Origin of the sequence: Proteus sp. HMSC14B05, assembly GCF_001808035.1 — a bacterium.
GTDB lineage: Bacteria > Pseudomonadota > Gammaproteobacteria > Enterobacterales > Enterobacteriaceae > Proteus > Proteus mirabilis.
Map to the genome: position 1 here is coordinate 85,081 of NZ_KV791961.1, position 19,544 is coordinate 104,624.

The window sequence follows — 19,544 nt, forward strand, 5'->3', positions numbered from 1 at the left end:
ATCAAATCGCAAGTAAAAAAGAAATAAGGTTATTGAGTTTGTTGTGATTTTAACCAAGCTATTTCTTCTGGCCAAATATCAGGATTAATTGTTTCTAAGATAAGTGGGATCCCATCAAAACGGGTATCTTGCATAATATAAGTAAAGGGTACTTTGCCAATATTGCCTTGGCCTAAACTATGATGGCGATCGACACGACTAGCCAATTCGCTTTTAGCATCATTTAAGTGCATGGCTTTTAAATATTGAAAGCCGACAATATTATCAAATTCAGCAAAGGTCTTTTCGCAGTCTTCAACAGTACGTAGATCATAACCTGCAGCAAAAGTGTGACAAGTATCAATACAAACGCCCACTCGAGATTTATCTTCTACACCATCGATAATGGCGGCGAGATGTTCAAAACGATAGCCTAAGTTAGTGCCTTGTCCAGCGGTATTTTCAATCACTGCGGTCACATTTTGGGTTTTATTTAAGGTGATATTAATTGATTCAGCGATGCGTTGCAGACATTTATCAACATCGATTTTTTTTAAATGGCTACCTGGGTGAAAATTAAGTAATTCAATGCCTAATTGCTCACAGCGTTGCATCTCATCGAGAAAAGCGGCTCTTGATTTTTCAAGGGCTTCTTCTTCTGGATGCCCTAAATTAATCAGATAGCTGTCGTGTGGTAAAATTTGTGCTGGACCATAGCCATAGATTTCACAATTTTTTTTAAATTTATCAATCGATTCAGTTGATAACGGGGCTGCTTTCCATTGGCGCTGATTTTTAGTAAAAAGAGCAAATGCCGTTGCTTTGATCTCATGAGCTCGTAATACAGCCTGATCAACACCACCTGCAGCACTGACATGTGCGCCAACAAATTTCATCATAGTTCTCCTCTAATCTTATTTCACACTACGATAACAAATCGTGGGCTTATTGACATCTGAATATGAGGAAAATAAAAAGGCGCAACTTAAACTAGAATAAGTTGCGCAATACGGAGGTACATACTCAAGGATAGATTAAACAATCACATCAACACAGATTGGATAAAGATATTAATAGCAGCACCACCTAACGTTAGCCAGAAAAAGAGAAATAAAGCTAGCAGTAGTGGTTTTACACCCGCTTGACGTATCGCACTAATATGCGTTGTTAAACCTAGTGCTACCATCGCCATTGCCAATAAAATAGTATCAATAGTAACGATATAGCTCACAATAGCGGCAGGAATTAAATTAAATGAATTAAAACCAGCCATTAAGATAAAGAACACAGCAAACCAAGGAATAGTTATCGGACTTTTTTCTGTTGTCGCACCTACTGTTTTACGGCCCTTTTTACTAATATAAGTAGAAAGGATAATTAAGAAAGGTGCCAGCATCATCACGCGGATCATTTTACTAATTACGGCCGCATTTTCTGCATCTGGACTAATTGAATGACCCACCGCAACAACTTGAGCGACTTCATGTATGGTTGAACCAGCGAAGATACCAAAAGTTTCTTCACTAAAAGGTAACCAACCCGCAAAAGCGTTAAGATGGAAAAACCATGGGTAGAGGAAAATACCGATAGTTCCAAAAATTACGACAGTGGATACAGCCACCGCAACTTGGCTCGCCTGAGCTTTGACAACAGGCTCTGTTGCCATGACCGCAGCCGCACCACAAATACTACTACCCGCACCAATTAACATGACGGTTTGATCATCAAGACCAAAATATTTTTTCCCCACCCACATTGCAATGAGAAAAGTTGAGGTCAACATAATAGCGTCAATAATTAATCCTGTTGCGCCTACGTCTGCAATTTGCTGAAAAGTGAGTCTAAAACCGTATAGGATGATCCCCGCACGTAGTAAATAGTGTTTGGCAAACTTAACGCCTTCATCACTATAAGGTTTAGCGATGGGATAAACCGTATTACCCGCAATAATGCCAAATAAGATAGCCAGTGTAAGAGCACCTAACCCCATACTGGAAAACCATGGAATATCACCTACGTAAATAGCGAGGGCGGTTAATATACCTGTTAGCAGCAAGCCGGGGAGCCAGCGATAAACAGGAATAAAACATTTTTTAGCCAATGTGGTTGTTTGACTTTGCTCTGACATAGAAAAACCTTGCTTATGTAAATTTTGCATAAGCATATAACAGATACTATTATTTATTAAATTCATTATTTTTATAATAATAACCACTAAAACTAATATAGATATATTTTCACAATTGTTCTTGGTATGTTATTGGTTTGTGGATAGTATGTTATTACTATGACAGCTAAAAGGTGGGATGGACATGCGTATTACATTGCGACAACTGGAAGTATTTACTGAAGTACTTAAAAGTGGTTCTACAACACAGGCTTCACAACAGTTGGCATTATCTCAATCCGCTGTGAGTGCTTCTTTAACTGATCTAGAAAATCAGCTAGGAGTACAACTTTTCGATAGAGTGGGGAAGCGCTTAGTTACTAACGAACATGGGCGATTATTATATCCAAGGGCACTCTCTTTACTTGAGCGTGCTACTGAAGTAGAGCAGTTATTTCAAGCCGGAAATGGTGCTTTACGTATTGCTGCAAGTACCACTATTGGTAATTATATTTTGCCACAAATGTTGGGTAATTTTCATCGTAACTACCCCGATATTCCACTTGAAATGAGTATTGGCAATACGGAAGAAGTCGTCAAATCAGTCAGTGAGTTCCGTGTTGATTTAGGCCTTATTGAAGGGGCTTGCCAAAGCTCTGAATTGATCAGCCAAAAATGGCTACTGGATGAAATGGTCATATTTTGTTCCCCTGAACATCCTTTAGCTAAGGCGAAAACAGTGACATTAGCCGATCTTCAATCCGCGCCGTGGATCCTACGTGAAAACGGTTCTGGGACGCGAGATGTACTCAATCATCTGCTGTTTGCTTCATTACCCGGATATCGAATCGAAATGGAATTAGGTAATTCAGAAGCAATAAAACATGCTGTAATGTATGAAATGGGGATTAGTTGTTTATCTCGCCGAGTGATCCAAGATCAAATAGAGAGTGGCTCTTTAAAAGAGATAAAGGTCGAAGGTCTAAAATTACAACGTACTTTATATTTGGTCTATCATCGCCAAAAACATGTCTCTGATGCCCTCAAAAAATTACTTTCATATTGTAATGCTGAACATTTAATCGACAACGCTTGATAAGTTACTAATAATTGAAGCCCGATTATGAAGGTATCTTATAATCCTAGATCCTTGCTATTCACCACAGCCAGATTTGTTACAATTGATGCTAGGAATATGAATATAACCGTGGAATGATAATGTCAGAACAACAAACAGATACCGCAAAATCGGGTGCGGTACGCACTTTGCGTCGAGAATTAAAGGCGCGACATTTAGCGATGATCGCTATTGGTGGTTCAATTGGTACAGGGCTTTTTGTCGCATCAGGTGCAACTGTTGCTCAAGCAGGGCCTGGCGGCGCATTACTCTCTTACGCATTAATAGGGCTTATGGTCTATTTCCTTATGACCAGTCTTGGAGAGTTAGCGGCATTTATGCCTGTTTCCGGATCTTTTTCAACCTATGGCTCTAAATATGTTGATGAAGGATTTGGTTTCGCTCTAGGCTGGAACTACTGGTACAACTGGGCTGTGACGATTGCAGTTGACTTAGTTGCCGCGCAGCTCGTGATGCTGTATTGGTTCCCTGATGTGGATGGTTGGATTTGGAGTGCGTTATTTTTAGCTGTTATTTTCTTGCTTAACTATATTTCTGTAAAGGGATTTGGTGAAGCGGAATATTGGTTTTCATTAATTAAAGTATCGACCGTGATTATTTTTATTGCGGTGGGTATTGCGATGATCACCGGTATTATGAAAGGCGCTGAAAATGCAGGTTGGCACAACTGGGAAATCGGCGATGCGCCTTTTGCTGGTGGTTTTGCCGCCATGATAGGGGTAGCGATGATTGTTGGGTTCTCTTTCCAAGGAACTGAACTTATCGGTATCGCAGCGGGGGAGTCGAAAGATCCTGCGAAAAATATTCCTAAAGCAGTACGTAAAGTTTTTTGGCGTATTTTACTGTTTTATATCCTAGCTATCTTAATTATCAGTTTAATCATTCCTTATACCGATCCTAACTTGCTACGTAATGATGTGGGTGACATCAGTGTGAGTCCGTTTACACTGGTATTTAAAAATGCAGGGTTACTTTCCGCTGCCGCTATCATGAACGCAGTTATTTTAACGGCGGTGCTTTCGGCAGGGAACTCCGGTATGTATGCATCTACGCGTATGTTATTTACCTTAGCAAGAGAAGGTAAAGCGCCGAAATTTTTTGGTAAATTATCCAAAAACGGTGTTCCACGTAATGCACTTTATGCAACAACAGTGGTTGCGGGTTTATGCTTTTTAAGCTCAATGTATGGTAACCAAACGGTTTATTTATGGTTATTAAATACATCTGGTATGACAGGATTTATTGCTTGGTTAGGTATTGCAATCAGTCATTACCGTTTTCGTCGAGGTTATGTAGCACAAGGTCGTGATCTGAATGAATTGCCATATCGTTCAGGCTTCTTCCCTGTAGGACCTATTTTTGCCTTTATTCTCTGTTTAATTATTACATTAGGTCAAAACTATCAGGCATTTTTAGAAGATACTATTGACTGGTATGGTGTTGTGGCAACCTATATTGGGATCCCATTATTCCTGCTGATTTGGTTTACCTATAAAATAGTGAAGAAAACACGTTTTATTCGTTACAGTGAAATGCAGTTTCCTGAGCATATTGAAAACAAAAAATAGTTAGTTTTATCACTAAATAGAGAGCCGGCTAATTTGTGAACTTTATCACAATTTAGCCGGCTCTTTTTCTATTCTATGACTAATAATTACACAAATAAGAGAAAATTCTAATTTATATTCGCAATCGCATTGATAAGTATTCTTATTTGCTTTATTGTTAGCAACAATTTATTGCATAATAATGTGACGACAGTGTTATTGGTTATAGAAAATAGATCTGATGTATGTAAAGCGTCATCATCCACTCTCTAGAGCGATTTTTAGCTCATCTAATAACGCATCGTTGTATAAGAAGTCATATATTGAATATCGCGTATTATATCAATTAAGCGAATTTTCTTCTTATTTGACACATTATTCTCAATTAATCAATTTTAATGCAAAAAAGTGATGAATAAATTATCAGGTTAAACTTTGGCATATTTATCTGTTAATAAAACAGCTGGATAGAAAATCAATAGCAACATGCAAATAGATGTAGGTATATATTTGTTTGATTAATCTACAGACAAGCCTGATAAATATATTGTCACTATTAATAGGATTTTATTAACACATTGTTTTAAAAGAAAATTTATATGTCAAATTATTTGAGTGATAAAAATCTTATAGAAGCATAAAACAATAACTGCAGAAGTATAGGAATTTAGTCAATAGGGATATAAAAATAATATCAAAATAACTAAGGGTAATTAAATTAATTACCTTCATTGTTGAGCAACTGTCGATCTGTCCATCTATATAAAACTTAAAGAATATATATTCTTGGAGAATCGGGAATGGTAGTGTTAAAGAAAAATAAAATTGCGCTTGGCGTTGTTGCTGCTCTTGCATCAAGTTTTGTGATGACAGCTTCCGCAGAAGATCCTGAAAGGTTACTGGTGACAACCGCTTCGGGGTTTAAACAGACTGTTGAAGATGCTCCAGCTTCTGTTTCAGTTGTAACTCGTGAACAATTAGAAACAAAATCATATCGTGATGTAACTGATGCGCTAAAAGATGTTCCGGGGGTGCTAGTGACGGGGGGCGGTAGCAGCTCTGATATTAGTATTCGTGGTATGGATCCTAAGTATACCATGATCTTAGTCGATGGTAAGCGTGTTGCATCTCGTGAAACGCGTCCTAATAGTGATAACTCAGGTATTGAACAAGGCTGGTTACCTCCTTTACCCGCGATTGAGCGTATTGAGGTAGTAAGAGGCCCAATGTCTTCTTTATATGGCTCTGATGCCATGGGAGGCGTTATCAATATTATTACGCGTAAAGCGCAAAAAGAATGGAACTTTAGTTTACGTGGTGACACAACGTTGACTGAGCGTAAAAATGAAGGAAATACAGGACAAGGTAGTTTCTATGCTGCAGGTCCATTGATTGATAATGTGTTAGGTCTAAAGCTGCAAGGGCAATATTCTCACCGCGGTGAAGATAGACGTGTTGATGGCTATAATCGTCAGATCACGGCAAGTGGTGGCGGTACATTAAGCTGGACACCAGATGAGAAAAATACCGTTGAATTTGAATTTAAAAAAGATAATCAACATCGTGATTCACGTGTTGGCTATTCAAAATCAGCTGAACTTGTTAAAGGGAAAAAACCACAAAGTAGCTTTACTGATTATGAGTTAACGCATTATGCCTTAACCCATGATGGTATTTATGATTTTGGTACTATGAATACCTATGTTCAGCGCGATGAAAGCCGCAATCCATCACGTAAAATGGATTATGATGATACAACTGTTCGTAACCAAACCGTCTTTATGTTTGGTGATCATATGTTAAGTGTCGGCGGTCAATATCGCTATGAAGAGCTGAAAGATGAAGGCAATAAGCTTAAAGGTAATAATAAGCTAGATCGCTATAGTTGGGCGCTGTTTGCTGAAGATGAGTGGACATTGACAAACGACTTCGCTTTAACCGCCGGTTTACGGATGGATAAAGATGAAAACTTTGGTACTCACTGGACACCGCGAGTTTATGGTGTTTGGCATTTAGCTGATGAATGGACATTAAAAGGTGGGGTATCTACTGGATATCGTTCACCGGATTTACGTCAAGCGACAGCCACTTGGGGACAAGCTACAGGCGGTGGTCGTTATGATGCGGTTATTTACGGTAATCCTGATTTAAAACCAGAAAAATCGGTGACAGAGGAAATTGGTATTATTTGGGATAATCGTGATAACTTAACGGCAAGTTTAACGATTTATAATACTGATTTTAAAGATAAAATAACAGAAGTTCGTCGTTGCGATAGTCGTTCAGACAAAGCACCGGGTATGCGCGATTGTACATTAGCTGATGGTGTTGGTAATAGTGGCGACCCTTATGATTTTGTAAGTGATAGAACTAACGTTGATAAAGCCAATATGCGCGGTGTTGAAGTTACTGCTAACTGGATTATTTCCCCAGAATGGAATTTAGCAGCAAACTACACGTTCACAGATACGGAACAAAAGAGTGGCGATTTCAAAGGTAAGCCTCTGAATAAGCAACCGCGCCATATGGCAAACGCGACCTTAAATTGGGAAACCACCCCTGAAATGGAAACTTGGGCACGCATTAATTTCCGTGGTAAGACATCAGAATATTTATCACGTACTTCAATGTCTAAGAGCACACCTTCATACGCCTTTGTTGATGTAGGTACTAGCTATAGTCTAACGAAGCAACTAAATCTGATCGGTGGCGTCTATAATGTTTTTGATCGTCGCATCGAAAGAGATAATTACGGTTCAACCTTAGAAGGCCGTCGTTATAACATCGGATTAAACTACAACTTCTAGTTTTATCCCTCAGTGTGTGTCAATCAAGCTCCACATTATGTGGAGCTTTTTTTGTTATTTAATTAAAGCCAATACTGGCAAAATGCATAATAGGCATTTATATTTAGTTTAATGAATCACCTAAAAATAAGGTTCATTTGTTTTAACCACTGACTATCTTTACTGAATACTTAATCTTTTTTTCTTATTACTGAAAATCATTTTTGATTACTCTATATGGCTTGTTGAAAAATAATGGTATTTCAGTTGGCTGTATCTTTTTTAGTCTTTATAGCGTGAAATAAGCAATTAATTTACATTAGATTTATTTATGTATTATTAATACTTTATTTTGGTTGGTATTGTTGTATATAACATGCAGAATTAATTAACTTTTTGATTGTTAATGTATTAATGATTTTTGTTGTTTAATACCAAACGACAATAGGCTATATCTCAAAGTTAGGCTTTGTGATAAAAACGCAAATATTGTCAATGAAATGTGACAGTAAAGGCTAACTTAGTTTGCTATTTAAAAAGATCGTAAAAAAAGGTGGTTTTTTGATGAAAATCTATTGCTATTTAAGTCTGAGACGTGCAAAATGCGCCCACTAAAAATATGACTGATGCGTTTTAACTGCATCGGTTTTTTTTTGCTTTTTACTTATTACTACACCAAGAGGTCAGACTTATTTTAGTCTGAATAGATAACATAATTTGATTAGCAGCCAGCCCCTTAGAGAAAGGGTTGTCGTGATAGAGGAATGCTAATATGGTACAATTATTCTCTTTCGCAGTCGGGCCTAACGGCACCTGCGGTAATGATGACTACGGAGCACGGCGTCTCCTAAACTCACTCCTGTCCTCAAAAACTTCTTTCTATTCTGTTTATAGACAGATGCGAAGTCTTCCCAGTAACTGTCGGTTGAGTTTATCAAGTACTCAGTTCGAAGTTATGGGAGGGTTCGCTCATGTCAGATAATGTCATCTCCTCTATCGGCACCAATCAAACTGGTGTTAATAACCGTGTTCAATTACGCAAAACATTGACGCTAATGCAAGTCGTCATGATGGGGTTGGCATTTTTACAACCTATGACGATTTTTGATACTTTCGGTATTGTATCAGGCATAACCAATGGTCATGTGGCAACATCATATGCTATTGCGTTAACCGCTATTTTATTTACCGCAGTGAGCTACGGGAAATTAGTCAAGCGTTTCCCTTCAGCAGGCTCTGCTTATACTTATGCACAAAAATCCATGAGCCCACATGTTGGTTTTATGGTTGGGTGGTCTTCATTATTAGACTACTTATTTATGCCAATGATAAATATCTTATTGGCTAAAATTTATTTACAAGCCATATTCCCAGGCGTTGATCCGTGGATCTTTGTTGTTGCGTTAGTCGCGTTAATGACATTTTTTAATCTACGCGGAATTAACGTTGTGGCTAACTTAAATACCGTTATTGTTGTTATTCAAGTAGCTGTAATGGTGGTATTTGTTGGTTTATTAATTCATGGCGTATATAACGGCGAAGGTACAGGGGAGTTATGGACTTTCCGCCCATTTGCGTCAGTGGATGCTGAATTAATCCCAATGATAACCGGCGCGACAATTTTGTGCTTCTCGTTCTTAGGGTTTGATGGCATTAGTACCTTATCTGAAGAAACACCTAATGCCGGTAATGTGATACCAAAAGCGATTTTCTTAACTGCGTTAATCGGTGGTTTAATTTTTATCGCTGTTTCTTATTTTTTACAATTATATTTCCCAGATATTTCACGTTTTAAAAATCCAGAAGAGTCACAACCTGAGATTATGCTGTATGTAGCAGGGGCCTTGTTCCAGTCTATTATCTTAGTGTTTTCTTGTGTGACGGTATTAGCATCGGGTATGGCGGCTCACGCAGGTGTTGCGCGTCTGCTGTATGTGATGGGACGTGATGGTGTATTCCCTGAGAAAGCGTTTGGTTATGTTCATCCTAAATGGCGTACACCGGCATTTAACGTACTGTTAGTTGGCTTTTTAGCGCTAGGGGCGATCTTTTTTGATTTAGTCACTGCTACAGCGTTAATTAACTTTGGTGCGTTAGTGGCATTTACCTTTGTCAATTTATCTGTTATTTCGCAGTTCTACATTCGTGAGCGTCGTAATAAAGGGTTAATGGATCATATTAACTATCTTATATTACCGATTATTGGTGCCGCGACAATGGGGGTACTGTGGGTAAACCTTGAACCAGGCTCTATGGAATTAGGACTGATTTGGGGGGCAATTGGTATACTTTATATGGTGTGGATCACTCGTCGATTCCGTCGACCTATGCCTCAAATGCCAGAGAAATAACATTGTATTTAGTATGTTGATTATTTAAAAATGGCCTCATTAGTGAGGCCATTTTTTGTTTATAGTTAGAACGCGATAGAGAGTTTCATATCAATACCATTATCGTGCTGATTTCTTGCCGTTAGTCCGCTGTATCCAATTGAGACTTTTGATGTCTCATTAATTTGGATAGTCGTTCCAGCTTTTACCACCAGTGCATCTCGAGCAGCATCAACACTATTTGCTATAAATGTAGGCTGGGTTTGTGTGAAGCGTAAATGGATCCCTCGTTCTACATCGTTATATTGGTGTCTCCAGCCTAGCTCACCATAGAGAGAAACCGTTGATTTACTGTTAAATTTCCATTGGTTATTTAAACGTAGCCCTGTAGTGGAGGTGGTTGACTCTAGAGTTTGCGAATGGGCTTGTAAGGCTGCTCGTCCACCTTGCTCGTTAATGGTAGCATTTTTCGTTTTGGCATATTCAAAATTAACAAAAGGCTCTAATTGTGTATCTGAGAGGGTGATGGGATAAGCTGCTTCAATAAAAATTTGGCTAGTGTTCCCATTGTAATTCGCCTTATTTTTATCTGACTGTACACCATAGTTGACCGATTTTGTTGTATGGATACGATGAAAGGTATTAGATGCACCAGCACGTAACGCGATTGTGTCAAAATCATAGCCACCATAGAGTGATAAGTGGTAATTTTCGCTATTTGCGTGGCTGTTATCACCAGATAGTGAGGTTTTGGTGACCCCTGTTGCAATACCAAGCAGCATTTTATCGTGACTAACCCGCTGATCTGCACCTAATAGTACGCCATAGGTGGAAGCATCATAGCTATTTGCATTGCCATCATTGGAAGTCTTTTCCCAATTAGAGAGAATTTTAGCCCAAACATGACCTTTGTTATCTGCACTTTCTTTCTCTCTATTAATTATTTCTGCATTTTTAATCTGAGAGAGGAGTGTTTCTTTTATTTGCCGGCTATTGTTGAGTTGGTTAGATAAGATATCCGCATGAATTTGACCTGTTAATTGATTATAGGCAGAGCGGGCATCATTCCCTGTATCCATTCTTATAATGCTTTCATAAATAGGATGTCCCAAGGGTAATGCGTCTATCGCATTGGCGATTGATAGTTGGTTTTTTGTTTTAGCCACACTTGAAAAGGCGGTGTTATTTCTTCCGACATTTAGTATTACTGAATTTTTATCGTAGGACAGTGTGGTACCTAAAAAAAGATAGTTTGGATTTACATCAGTAAATTGACCATTAACACCGTGATCTGCCGTTAAAATGGTATATTTTGTGTTATATAAACTTTGAACATCATCTTTTGTTAGCAGATTTTGGCTATTTTCAAGCGATACATTAACCATTCCACCATTCAGTGTCGCGGTACCCAAACTGATTATTTTATCGCTATCACCTTGTGAATTTATTTCAACATGGTAGTTGCTACCAGAATTAAAAATAACAGTATCATCTATATTAATTGTACCTATTGAATGACCCGGTGATACGATGCCTCCTGAATAAACGGCCAGCTTATTAATTTTTCCTTTACCAGAAAGTATCCCTTTGTTATTGATATTGACTTAAGAATCAACGCTCCCACCATTTAATAGCAATGCTCCTTTGTTGACATCTAGTAAAGTGTTTAGTGTTCCTTCAAGAAGCAATGTACCACCATTAATGGAAGAATTTTTTGCATAGTGGTTTTCACCAGTGAGCAGTAAATGACCCTGATTAACTTCAACGCCAGCAAAATGGTTATTGCCTGATAAGATCAAGGTGCCATTACCTTGTTTGATTAATTTGCCAGGCCCACTAATATCATTTTTCCATTCATCAAGTTGACCAAATTCAGCAAAGTCAAATTCATTAGTTATTTGATTAACAATAAAATGATTGTAGAAATAAGTAGGGCCATTATAGGCTTTCGGGAGATTAATTAATCCCCAATTGGCGTTTGGATCATCTTTGTTTGCAGCCCAGCCAGCCAATGAATTACTCGGGTAGGTGGTACTCGCTAAGATAGATTGTCGTTGCTCTCTGGTTAAATAGGCAAAGCGTAAACGCAGTAAAGCGTTGGCAGATGTTGGTATTTCATTAGGGGTAATGCGTGGTGCAGGTTCTGGATCTTTGGTTGCGTAATAACCTGTTTCATCGTTAGTGATTGTTGTCGAGGTCGTTAAGCAATGTTGATTTTTGCATTGGCTAGCAACATTTTGGCGGACTTCTTTGGCAAGCTCTACAAAAGTGCGGGTGGTGTCATCATCTGCAAGCATTTGTGACAGCAGGTAATAATTGCCTATTCTGGATGCAATGGTATCTGTTGCGAAGTGTGCCCCGACAATAACTCGACTTTCACCATATTCTATTGCTCTGGCAAACATTTCACTGCCCTTTTCAGGGAATAAGATGAATAACACTGCAGCTTGTTTGTATCCGTTCCACGTATGACCACTGGGATAAGATGAGCCTGTTATAGTGGTGTAGTTATCAAGATAATGACCTTCTTTATCAAGTACTTGATAAGGTCGGCCACGTAAAAAAAGTTCTTTTAAGATAAAATCTATCGAGCGTACTCTTTTTTTGTTTGTATCATAAGCATAGGTGCCTGTGCTATGTAATTTATTGAGATCTTGATAAGCTTGAATATCGCTAAAGTTGATCGATTTAGCCTTATCACCAAATAAAATATTAGCATAGGTATTCAACACATAAGTATGAGACTGTGATTTATCCGCTTCGGCAAGTTCTCTACGTTTGCCGGTAATGGCTTGATAATTATTACTGATTATTCTATCTAATTCGGCGGTTCTCGATCCTTTTTGAGGGCTAGTTGTGATAACACCATTTTTGATCTCATCTAACCAATAATTACGTTGGTCGATAATTCGTTGTTTGGTTTGTGAAATATTGGTTTCAGACCATGTTGAATGGGAAAAAAGTAAAAAAAAGCAGCTTAACGAGGTAGGTATTACGATATTTTTCATAAAATAAGCCATAATCTCTAAAAAATTGAGAGCTAATTTATATTAGCTATATTTAATTTTTATGACAGGCATTATTATATTAGAGATATTTTCTAAATTGTTTTGCAGTAATTTATTCAGAGTTTTTTTATTATTTTTACTAACATTATATGATAGTTTGAATATAGTGTGATCAATGTAGTAAAAAACATCGGCATATTCTCTATATTAAAAATAAAAATTAGAGTATGCCGATGATTTAAATTATACCTTATTTATTAAGCAAATTAGCTAAGCTTTATCTATTTTGTACTGTTAAATGCTTAATTAGTTATTCTACTTATTCATTTTAGAATGAATATAATGAACTTTTTGATTCTTTTAATTTTTGCGCTAATTCAGAGGCCTCATATCGCTCTGTGACTATCTCAATATAAGATGCACTATCTGTTAATGCGGCTTTATTTAACGCATTATCGAGTTCACTTGCTGTCGTCACTTTTTCACTATACCAATCTGTTGCACCAAAGGCTTGAGGTAACTGATGATAGTTCCACTGAGCTAAATCATTATAATAAGCTTCGGGGTAATCACATAATAATCTCTCTATTAAATAACCATCGTTATTTAATACTAGAATAATAGGTTTTAAACCGAAACGAACAAATTGGCTAATTTCTTGTACTGTTAACTGATGAGAGCCTTCGCCGGTAATTAAAATAATACGTTTTTCTGGTGCCGCTAACGCAGCGCCTAATGCAGCCGGTGTTGCCCAACCAATAGAGCCCCATAGTGTTTGGTTATGAAATTGTGCACCTTCAGGTAATAAAGCGAAGCCTAATCCCATGGATGAGGTTCCTGTTTCTGCAATAATAATATCATTAGGCTTAAAGAATTGTTCTAAACGAGGATAGAGATATTGTGCTGTAATTTTATTATTATCAGATGTAACCGCTTCACCTAATCCTTTCGCTGTTATTTTATGATAAGTTTTATTCGGCAGTCGTTGGGTTAATTCAGAAAGAATATCTGTCATATAAACGCAGGAGTAGATCACAGAATCAATTTCAACATAGTCTGGCATGATACTGATAAATTGTTCTGATTTTATATTAGCAGTGAAACTGCCTGTATTAAAGTCAGTCAGTAATGTACCGATCCCTAATATATATTCACTACTTTCGACAAATTCTCTGACCTCTGGTGTCATTAATTGTCCGTCATACATACCAACATATTGAGTGTTAGATTCACTTAATATGCTTTTATCCATAAACATAGTGGCATAAGGTAAACCTGTTTTATCAATAAAATGCTGGATTTTATCTGTTAACCCTAAACGTGCAGATAAAAAACCTGGTAATACACAGACATTATTGCTGTGAGTGAGTTTCTCAACGATTGCTGATACTGCTTTTTCTAATGTTGCTTTATCACTTGTTGGCTTTTGTGGTGCGGTAACAGATAACGGCTCTACTACTTGGCTATTAGCATAATCTGAAGGTATACCAATATAAACAGGACGACGCTCTTTTAATGCCACATCTATTACGCGCTCCATTTCTTCCACACAATTTTCGGGTGTTAAAATAGTATGAGCGCAAGCAAGGCGCTGAGCAATCTGATAAAAAACATCAAAATCACCATTACCTAAAGTATGATGCACAAGGCGTTTACTTTTTTGTACGCCACTTGCTGGCATGCCAACTAAATGGAAAATCGGTAAATTTTCAGCATAGGCACCGGCAATAGCGTTAATCGCACTTAATTCACCTACGCCAAAGGTAGTGGATAATGCTGCCATACCTTTAATTCGGGCATAGCCATCTGCAGCATATGCCGCATTTAATTCATTACAGTTACCAATCCAACGTTGTTGTTGGTTGTTGCAAACAGTGTCTTCAATAGGGAAGGCGTAATCACCAGCAACACCAAAAATATCTTTGATACCTAAATCATATAATCGGTCTAAAACGTACTTAATAACTGTGTTTGTCATATAATCTCCAGAAAATCTGAAATAATAATCTACTAAATGATAGTAAAGTTCCTACATTATGCTTAATGTTCTATCGCTAATTTTGTTTTTAAGGAAATGGTTTATTATTATTGGGGGTATAACCAAAAGTAATAAGGTAAAAATTATTTATGGATATTCGTGTTTTACGCTATTTTATTGAAGTTGTTCAATTAAATGGATTTAGCCGAGCCGCTGATACTTTATTTATTACACAACCAGCCATTAGTCGTAGCATTAAAAAATTAGAGGATGAATTAGGCACTGTTTTATTAATAAGAGAAGTGGATGGGGTAAAATTAACTGATGACGGTGCTATTTTATATGAGCATGCAAAGCAGATCCTCGCTCAATTTAATAGTATGAATAAAGCATTAAATGATAAAGATGAACCTTTAACAGGCGCCTTAAATGTCGGATTACCTCCTGTTATAGCCTCAACCTATTTTGCTGATATTATCATGGCGTTTAGCTCTCGCCATCCCAATGTTGAACTTAAAATTTTTGAGCTGGGCACCAAACAGATGGAAGATGCGATGTTAGAAGGCACGGTAGAAACTGCTGCAGTGATGTTACCTTTTAATGATAAAGATTTTGAATTAACCATTTTTTCAGAAGATCACTTGATGTTATTAGTAGCACAATCCCATCCTTTGGCTAAAGATAAGAAGGTTAATTTTAAACAGCTTATTACAGAGCGGTTTATCTTTTTTTCAGAAGATTTTCGTATTAATGATTTGGTACGTAGTGCTTGTGGGATTTATAACACTGAACCACAAATTGTGGGGAGAAGTAATCATTTAGATTTAATTATTGCAATGGTTAAAGCCGGTGTCGGGATCACACTGTTACCTAATAGCATGTGTAATAAATATCCTATCGATGATTTAGTGGTTATTCCCATTACTTCCCCTAGGTTATCTTATCAATTAGCTTTAGCCACCAATCAAAATAGTTATCAAAGCCGTAGTTGCCAAGCATGGAATAAATTAGCAATAGAGAAATTAATGAAAGAGAATATTTAATCATGGAATGATAAATACGCTTTGTAAAAAGCGTTTTATTAATGGTAGCTATAATTATTTTATCAAACTAGTGGCTAATTTATTGTGATTAACTTGCTCACAATGGTATAAAAGTGGTTATATTGATAATACATTTCTTTTTATCTCATTATTTTTAAATAAAAATTAAACTGTGATAAATAGAAAAATCAGACAAGACAGGAATAGGATAGGGACGATGAATGAGAGTAGCAGCTCCACAAACCAGCATTTTATTCGTAAGTTAGAAGGTATTGTTGGTAAAAAACATGTATTAACCCAAGAGCATAAAACAGAGCGATATCGTAAAGGGTTTCGTTCCGGACAGGGAAAAGCACTGGCAGTGGTATTCCCCGGCTCTTTATTAGAACAGTGGCGTATTTTTAAAACCTGTGTTGAAGCCGATAAAATTATTATTATGCAAGCGGCAAATACCGGGTTAACAGAAGGTTCAACCCCCAGTGGTGATGACTATGATCGTGATATTGTTATCATCAGTACCTTGCGCCAAGATAAAATACAAGTTCTTTCTGAATATAACCAAGTTATTGCCTTTCCTGGCAGTACATTATGGCACTTAGAAAAAGTATTAAAGCCATTAGGAAGAGAGCCACATTCAGTGATAGGCTCTTCTTGTATTGGTGCTTCGGTAATTGGAGGCATTTGTAATAACTCAGGGGGTGCATTAGTGCGCCGCGGCCCTGCTTATACTGAGTTATCACTTTACGCCCGTGTTAATGAACAAGGTGAAGCAGAGCTTATCAACCATTTGGGAATTGATTTAGGTGACACTCCGGAAGAGATATTAACCAATCTGGATAATCGACATTATCATGCGAAACAAATTCATGCGACGGATAAACTGGCATCTGATCATGAATATAGTGAGCGAGTACGTGATATTGATGCAGATACACCATCTCGATTTAATAATGACGAAAGACGTCTCTTTGAAGCGGCGGGAAGCGCCGGTAAGCTCTCTGTTTTTGCCGTGAGATTAGATACTTTCCCAGCAGATCATCGCACACAAGTTTTCTATATTGGGACCAATGATCCTGATGAGTTAGAAGATATCCGTCGCCATATTCTCAGTCAATTTAAGGTATTACCCGTTGCGGGTGAGTATATGCATCGAAGTTACTACAAGATGGCAGAAGTTTATGGCAAAGATACCTTTTTAATTATTGATAAGTTAGGTACAGATAAGATGCCAGCATTATTTGCTATTAAAGGGCGTGTTGATGCTGTTCTTAATAAAGTGCCATTTTTGCCTAAGAATCTAACTGATAGAACAATGCAATTGATGAGTAAGTTATGGCCTGCTCATTTACCTGCTCGTATGACAGAATATCGCGATAAATATGAGCACCATTTAATGCTAAGAATGGCGGATAGTGGTATAGAAGAAGCCTCAACTTATTTAAAAGAATACTTTAAACATGCCACGGGGGATTATTTCGAATGTACAGAAGAAGAAGGTAATAAAGCCTTTTTACATCGTTTTGCCGCCGCGGGTGCCGCGGTGCGTTATCATGCCGTTCATATTAACGATGTGGAAGATGTGCTACCTTTGGATATTGCATTGCGTCGTAATGATCGAGATTGGTTTGAAAAACTGCCTCCTGAAATAGAAAACCAATTGCTCTATAAATTATACTGTGGTCATTTTATGTGTCACGTTATGCATCAAGATTATATTATTAAAAAAGGTGTTGACGCTAAGGCGCTTAAAGCACAGATGTTAGCCTTACTAGACAAACGTGGTGCGGAATATCCAGCAGAGCATAATGTAGGACATCTCTATTATGCAAAACCGCAATTAAAAGCGTTTTATAAACATAACGATCCGACAAATAGCATGAACCCAGGCATTGGTAAAACCTCAAAATTAAAATATTGGGGAGAAGAGTGTGGTTGCGGGCATAATCATCATCAAGCTGAAGTTAATCATATAGAAAACAAAGAATAAGTTTTTTATTCTCTGACAGCTAAATATAATAAAGGCAGGGAAACCTGCCTTTTGCGTAATTTAATTGCTTATCTGATGTTATTAACTCGCAATTTCTTGAGCATATAAATATAGCTCTTGCAGTTGTTTTAGCTTTTCTTCGTTATCGCTATGTTCTTCTGCTAACAGCTGAATGGTATTGATATATTCAGTCAGCTTTTCTGGCGTTAATTGCTCTTTTCTATGCGCTAACCAACGTTGTTGTTCATCATAAGTTAATGTGGCTGGGAAGTTTCTCGCACGGTAACGGAAAAACAGCGGCTCCATACGTGGATCTTCAAAAGTTAAATTAAGTGCTGGTAAGTTTTGTGGCTGTGTTGAGCGAATAATTTCCATCGCGCTACGATCATTATCGCTAAAAAAGCCATTGTATAATTGAGCATCAACATCATCTGCAGGGGTAAATGGTGTTTGTTGAGCAAAAATCTCGACAACTTTATTGCGGATCTCAGGATTAGACAGCAATATTGCTTGGTTATTTAAACAATTATCAATATCTAACCCAATTCTATCGGCATCTTGAGATCTGAGGGTATTTTTAGGTGCAACGATAGGGCATTTATTAATATGCAGTAATTTTATCGGAACTGGTGGCTCATCGGCAGATAACTCACTGCGAGGAGTATATAAGCGCTCACGCAATTGCTCTGAAGTGAGGGTTAATAAAGGGGAAATATCCGCAGCTAAATCACAAACAATCACCGCATTACGATTATCTGGATGCCAAGCTAAAGGAGCTACAAGGCTTAAATTAGAACGCGCTGCACCAAACATACCAGAGACATGCACAAGCGGCGTCATGGTTGGGATATCAATCAGTGCTTGTACTTTACGTTTATCACGTAAATTAAAGAAATAATCAAACATACGAGGTTGCGCTTGTTTGAGTTTTTTTGCCATCGCAATAGTTGCATAAACGTCTGACATGGCATCATGCGCATTTTCGTGGGAGATCCCATTTGCTTTAGTTAATAGCTCAAGGCGAAAACTCGGAAAACCATCATCATTCTCAGGCCAATTAATTCCCTCAGGACGCAATGCATAACATGCACGTAAAACATCAAGTAAATCCCAACGTGAATTTCCTTTTTGCCAACTATAAGCATAGGGATCATAAAAATTACGATATAAGATATTTCTGGTGACTTCATCATCAAAGCGTAAATTGTTATAACCCATAATACAACTGTTAGGCTGGCTAAAGGCTTGATGAATTTGGCGAGTAAATTCAGCTTCTGATACACCATTCTTTAGTGCTATTTGTGGTGTGATCCCCGTTATCATGACGGCTTCTGGCTGAGGTAAGTAATCATCATTCGGTTTGCAATAAATGACCAGAGGATCTTCAATGATATTAAAATCCATATCTGTTCTGACACCGGCAAATTGCGCAGGGCGATCCATCGCAGGATGCGTACCAAAGGTCTCGTAGTCATGGATATAGAAAGTGGGGGTATTAGCTGAATTTGACAAGGTTTCCTACCGTAATTTATCTACTTTATGGATATACAGACATGGTAAACCATAATGTTGAAAACGTGAAATGTCAGATTAAAGCATGTTAATAACGTCTCTGAGATAGGGTATTGCAGTTAAGGGAAG

At 37.6% G+C, this 19,544-nt stretch carries 11 protein-coding genes and 1 pseudogene; 7 read left to right on the plus strand and 5 right to left on the minus strand.

Annotated elements, in window-relative coordinates:
- Window positions 1-29: 29 nt before the first annotated feature.
- Both nfo and HMPREF3129_RS00955 read right to left on the minus strand, forming a co-directional pair.
- Window positions 30-875, minus strand: a complete 846-nt coding sequence (gene nfo / locus HMPREF3129_RS00950; RefSeq protein ID WP_036920075.1) for a deoxyribonuclease IV — start codon at window positions 873-875, stop codon at window positions 30-32.
- A gap of 146 nt (window positions 876-1,021) precedes the next feature.
- Window positions 1,022-2,107 (minus strand): YeiH family protein, encoded by a 1,086-nt coding sequence (locus HMPREF3129_RS00955; protein ID WP_004247810.1) that lies wholly within the window; start codon window positions 2,105-2,107, stop codon window positions 1,022-1,024.
- Window positions 2,108-2,291: 184 nt separating this feature from the next.
- Between HMPREF3129_RS00955 and yieE the strand changes: the two genes are divergently transcribed.
- The 5 genes from yieE (at window position 2,292) to HMPREF3129_RS00975 (ending at window position 9,908) form a co-directional block, all read left to right on the plus strand.
- Complete coding sequence (yieE, locus tag HMPREF3129_RS00960; RefSeq protein WP_004247811.1) at window positions 2,292-3,182, plus strand: DNA-binding transcriptional regulator YeiE; 891 nt, start codon at window positions 2,292-2,294, stop codon at window positions 3,180-3,182.
- A gap of 122 nt (window positions 3,183-3,304) precedes the next feature.
- Entirely contained in the window at window positions 3,305-4,792 is a 1,488-nt protein-coding gene (locus HMPREF3129_RS00965) for an amino acid permease (RefSeq protein ID WP_004247812.1), read from the plus strand.
- 779 nt (window positions 4,793-5,571) lie between these two features.
- Window positions 5,572-7,578 carry a ligand-gated channel protein gene (locus HMPREF3129_RS00970; RefSeq protein WP_036920076.1) on the plus strand — a complete coding sequence of 669 codons (2,007 nt, stop codon included), beginning with the start codon at window positions 5,572-5,574 and terminating at the stop codon, window positions 7,576-7,578.
- Between the two features lie 751 nt (window positions 7,579-8,329).
- Entirely contained in the window at window positions 8,330-8,539 is a 210-nt protein-coding gene (locus HMPREF3129_RS18790) for a hypothetical protein (RefSeq protein ID WP_017628390.1), read from the plus strand.
- Complete coding sequence (locus HMPREF3129_RS00975) at window positions 8,529-9,908, plus strand: APC family permease (RefSeq protein ID WP_004247065.1); 1,380 nt, start codon at window positions 8,529-8,531, stop codon at window positions 9,906-9,908. The genes HMPREF3129_RS18790 and HMPREF3129_RS00975 overlap by 11 nt, the downstream gene beginning before the upstream one ends.
- 65 nt (window positions 9,909-9,973) lie before the next feature.
- Here the strand turns inward: HMPREF3129_RS00975 and HMPREF3129_RS19145 are convergent.
- Both HMPREF3129_RS19145 and HMPREF3129_RS00985 read right to left on the minus strand, forming a co-directional pair.
- Window positions 9,974-12,907: pseudogene (locus HMPREF3129_RS19145) on the minus strand (autotransporter domain-containing protein).
- Window positions 12,908-13,223: 316 nt separating this feature from the next.
- Window positions 13,224-14,873, minus strand: coding sequence for an alpha-keto acid decarboxylase family protein (locus HMPREF3129_RS00985; protein WP_036920078.1), 1,650 nt, complete (start codon window positions 14,871-14,873; stop codon window positions 13,224-13,226).
- 149 nt (window positions 14,874-15,022) lie between these two features.
- Here HMPREF3129_RS00985 and HMPREF3129_RS00990 point away from each other — a divergent pair, with 149 nt between their 5' ends.
- The gene (locus HMPREF3129_RS00990) at window positions 15,023-15,916 is read left to right on the plus strand and encodes a LysR family transcriptional regulator (RefSeq protein WP_036920079.1); all 894 of its coding nucleotides are present in this window, start codon (window positions 15,023-15,025) and stop codon (window positions 15,914-15,916) included.
- Between the two features lie 217 nt (window positions 15,917-16,133).
- Window positions 16,134-17,903 (plus strand): D-lactate dehydrogenase, encoded by a 1,770-nt coding sequence (gene dld / locus HMPREF3129_RS00995; RefSeq protein WP_036905800.1) that lies wholly within the window; start codon window positions 16,134-16,136, stop codon window positions 17,901-17,903.
- 81 nt (window positions 17,904-17,984) lie between these two features.
- Here the strand turns inward: dld and sbcB are convergent, their stop codons facing one another.
- Entirely contained in the window at window positions 17,985-19,415 is a 1,431-nt protein-coding gene (sbcB, locus tag HMPREF3129_RS01000) for an exodeoxyribonuclease I (protein ID WP_036920081.1), read from the minus strand.
- Window positions 19,416-19,544 lie beyond the last annotated feature (129 nt).

What these genes read in the sequence shown, in the direction of transcription:
- HMPREF3129_RS00965 (WP_004247812.1), top strand. Translation starts at nt 3,305, where the DNA reads ATGTCAGAACAACAAACAGATACCGCAAAATCGGGTGCGGTACGCACT.
- HMPREF3129_RS00985 (WP_036920078.1), bottom strand. Translation starts at nt 14,873, where the DNA reads ATGACAAACACAGTTATTAAGTACGTTTTAGACCGATTATATGATTTA.
- HMPREF3129_RS00955 (WP_004247810.1), bottom strand. Translation starts at nt 2,107, where the DNA reads ATGTCAGAGCAAAGTCAAACAACCACATTGGCTAAAAAATGTTTTATT.
- nfo (WP_036920075.1), bottom strand. Translation starts at nt 875, where the DNA reads ATGAAATTTGTTGGCGCACATGTCAGTGCTGCAGGTGGTGTTGATCAG.
- HMPREF3129_RS00990 (WP_036920079.1), top strand. Translation starts at nt 15,023, where the DNA reads ATGGATATTCGTGTTTTACGCTATTTTATTGAAGTTGTTCAATTAAAT.
- HMPREF3129_RS18790 (WP_017628390.1), top strand. Translation starts at nt 8,330, where the DNA reads ATGGTACAATTATTCTCTTTCGCAGTCGGGCCTAACGGCACCTGCGGT.
- yieE (WP_004247811.1), top strand. Translation starts at nt 2,292, where the DNA reads ATGCGTATTACATTGCGACAACTGGAAGTATTTACTGAAGTACTTAAA.
- dld (WP_036905800.1), top strand. Translation starts at nt 16,134, where the DNA reads ATGAATGAGAGTAGCAGCTCCACAAACCAGCATTTTATTCGTAAGTTA.
- HMPREF3129_RS00975 (WP_004247065.1), top strand. Translation starts at nt 8,529, where the DNA reads ATGTCAGATAATGTCATCTCCTCTATCGGCACCAATCAAACTGGTGTT.
- HMPREF3129_RS00970 (WP_036920076.1), top strand. Translation starts at nt 5,572, where the DNA reads ATGGTAGTGTTAAAGAAAAATAAAATTGCGCTTGGCGTTGTTGCTGCT.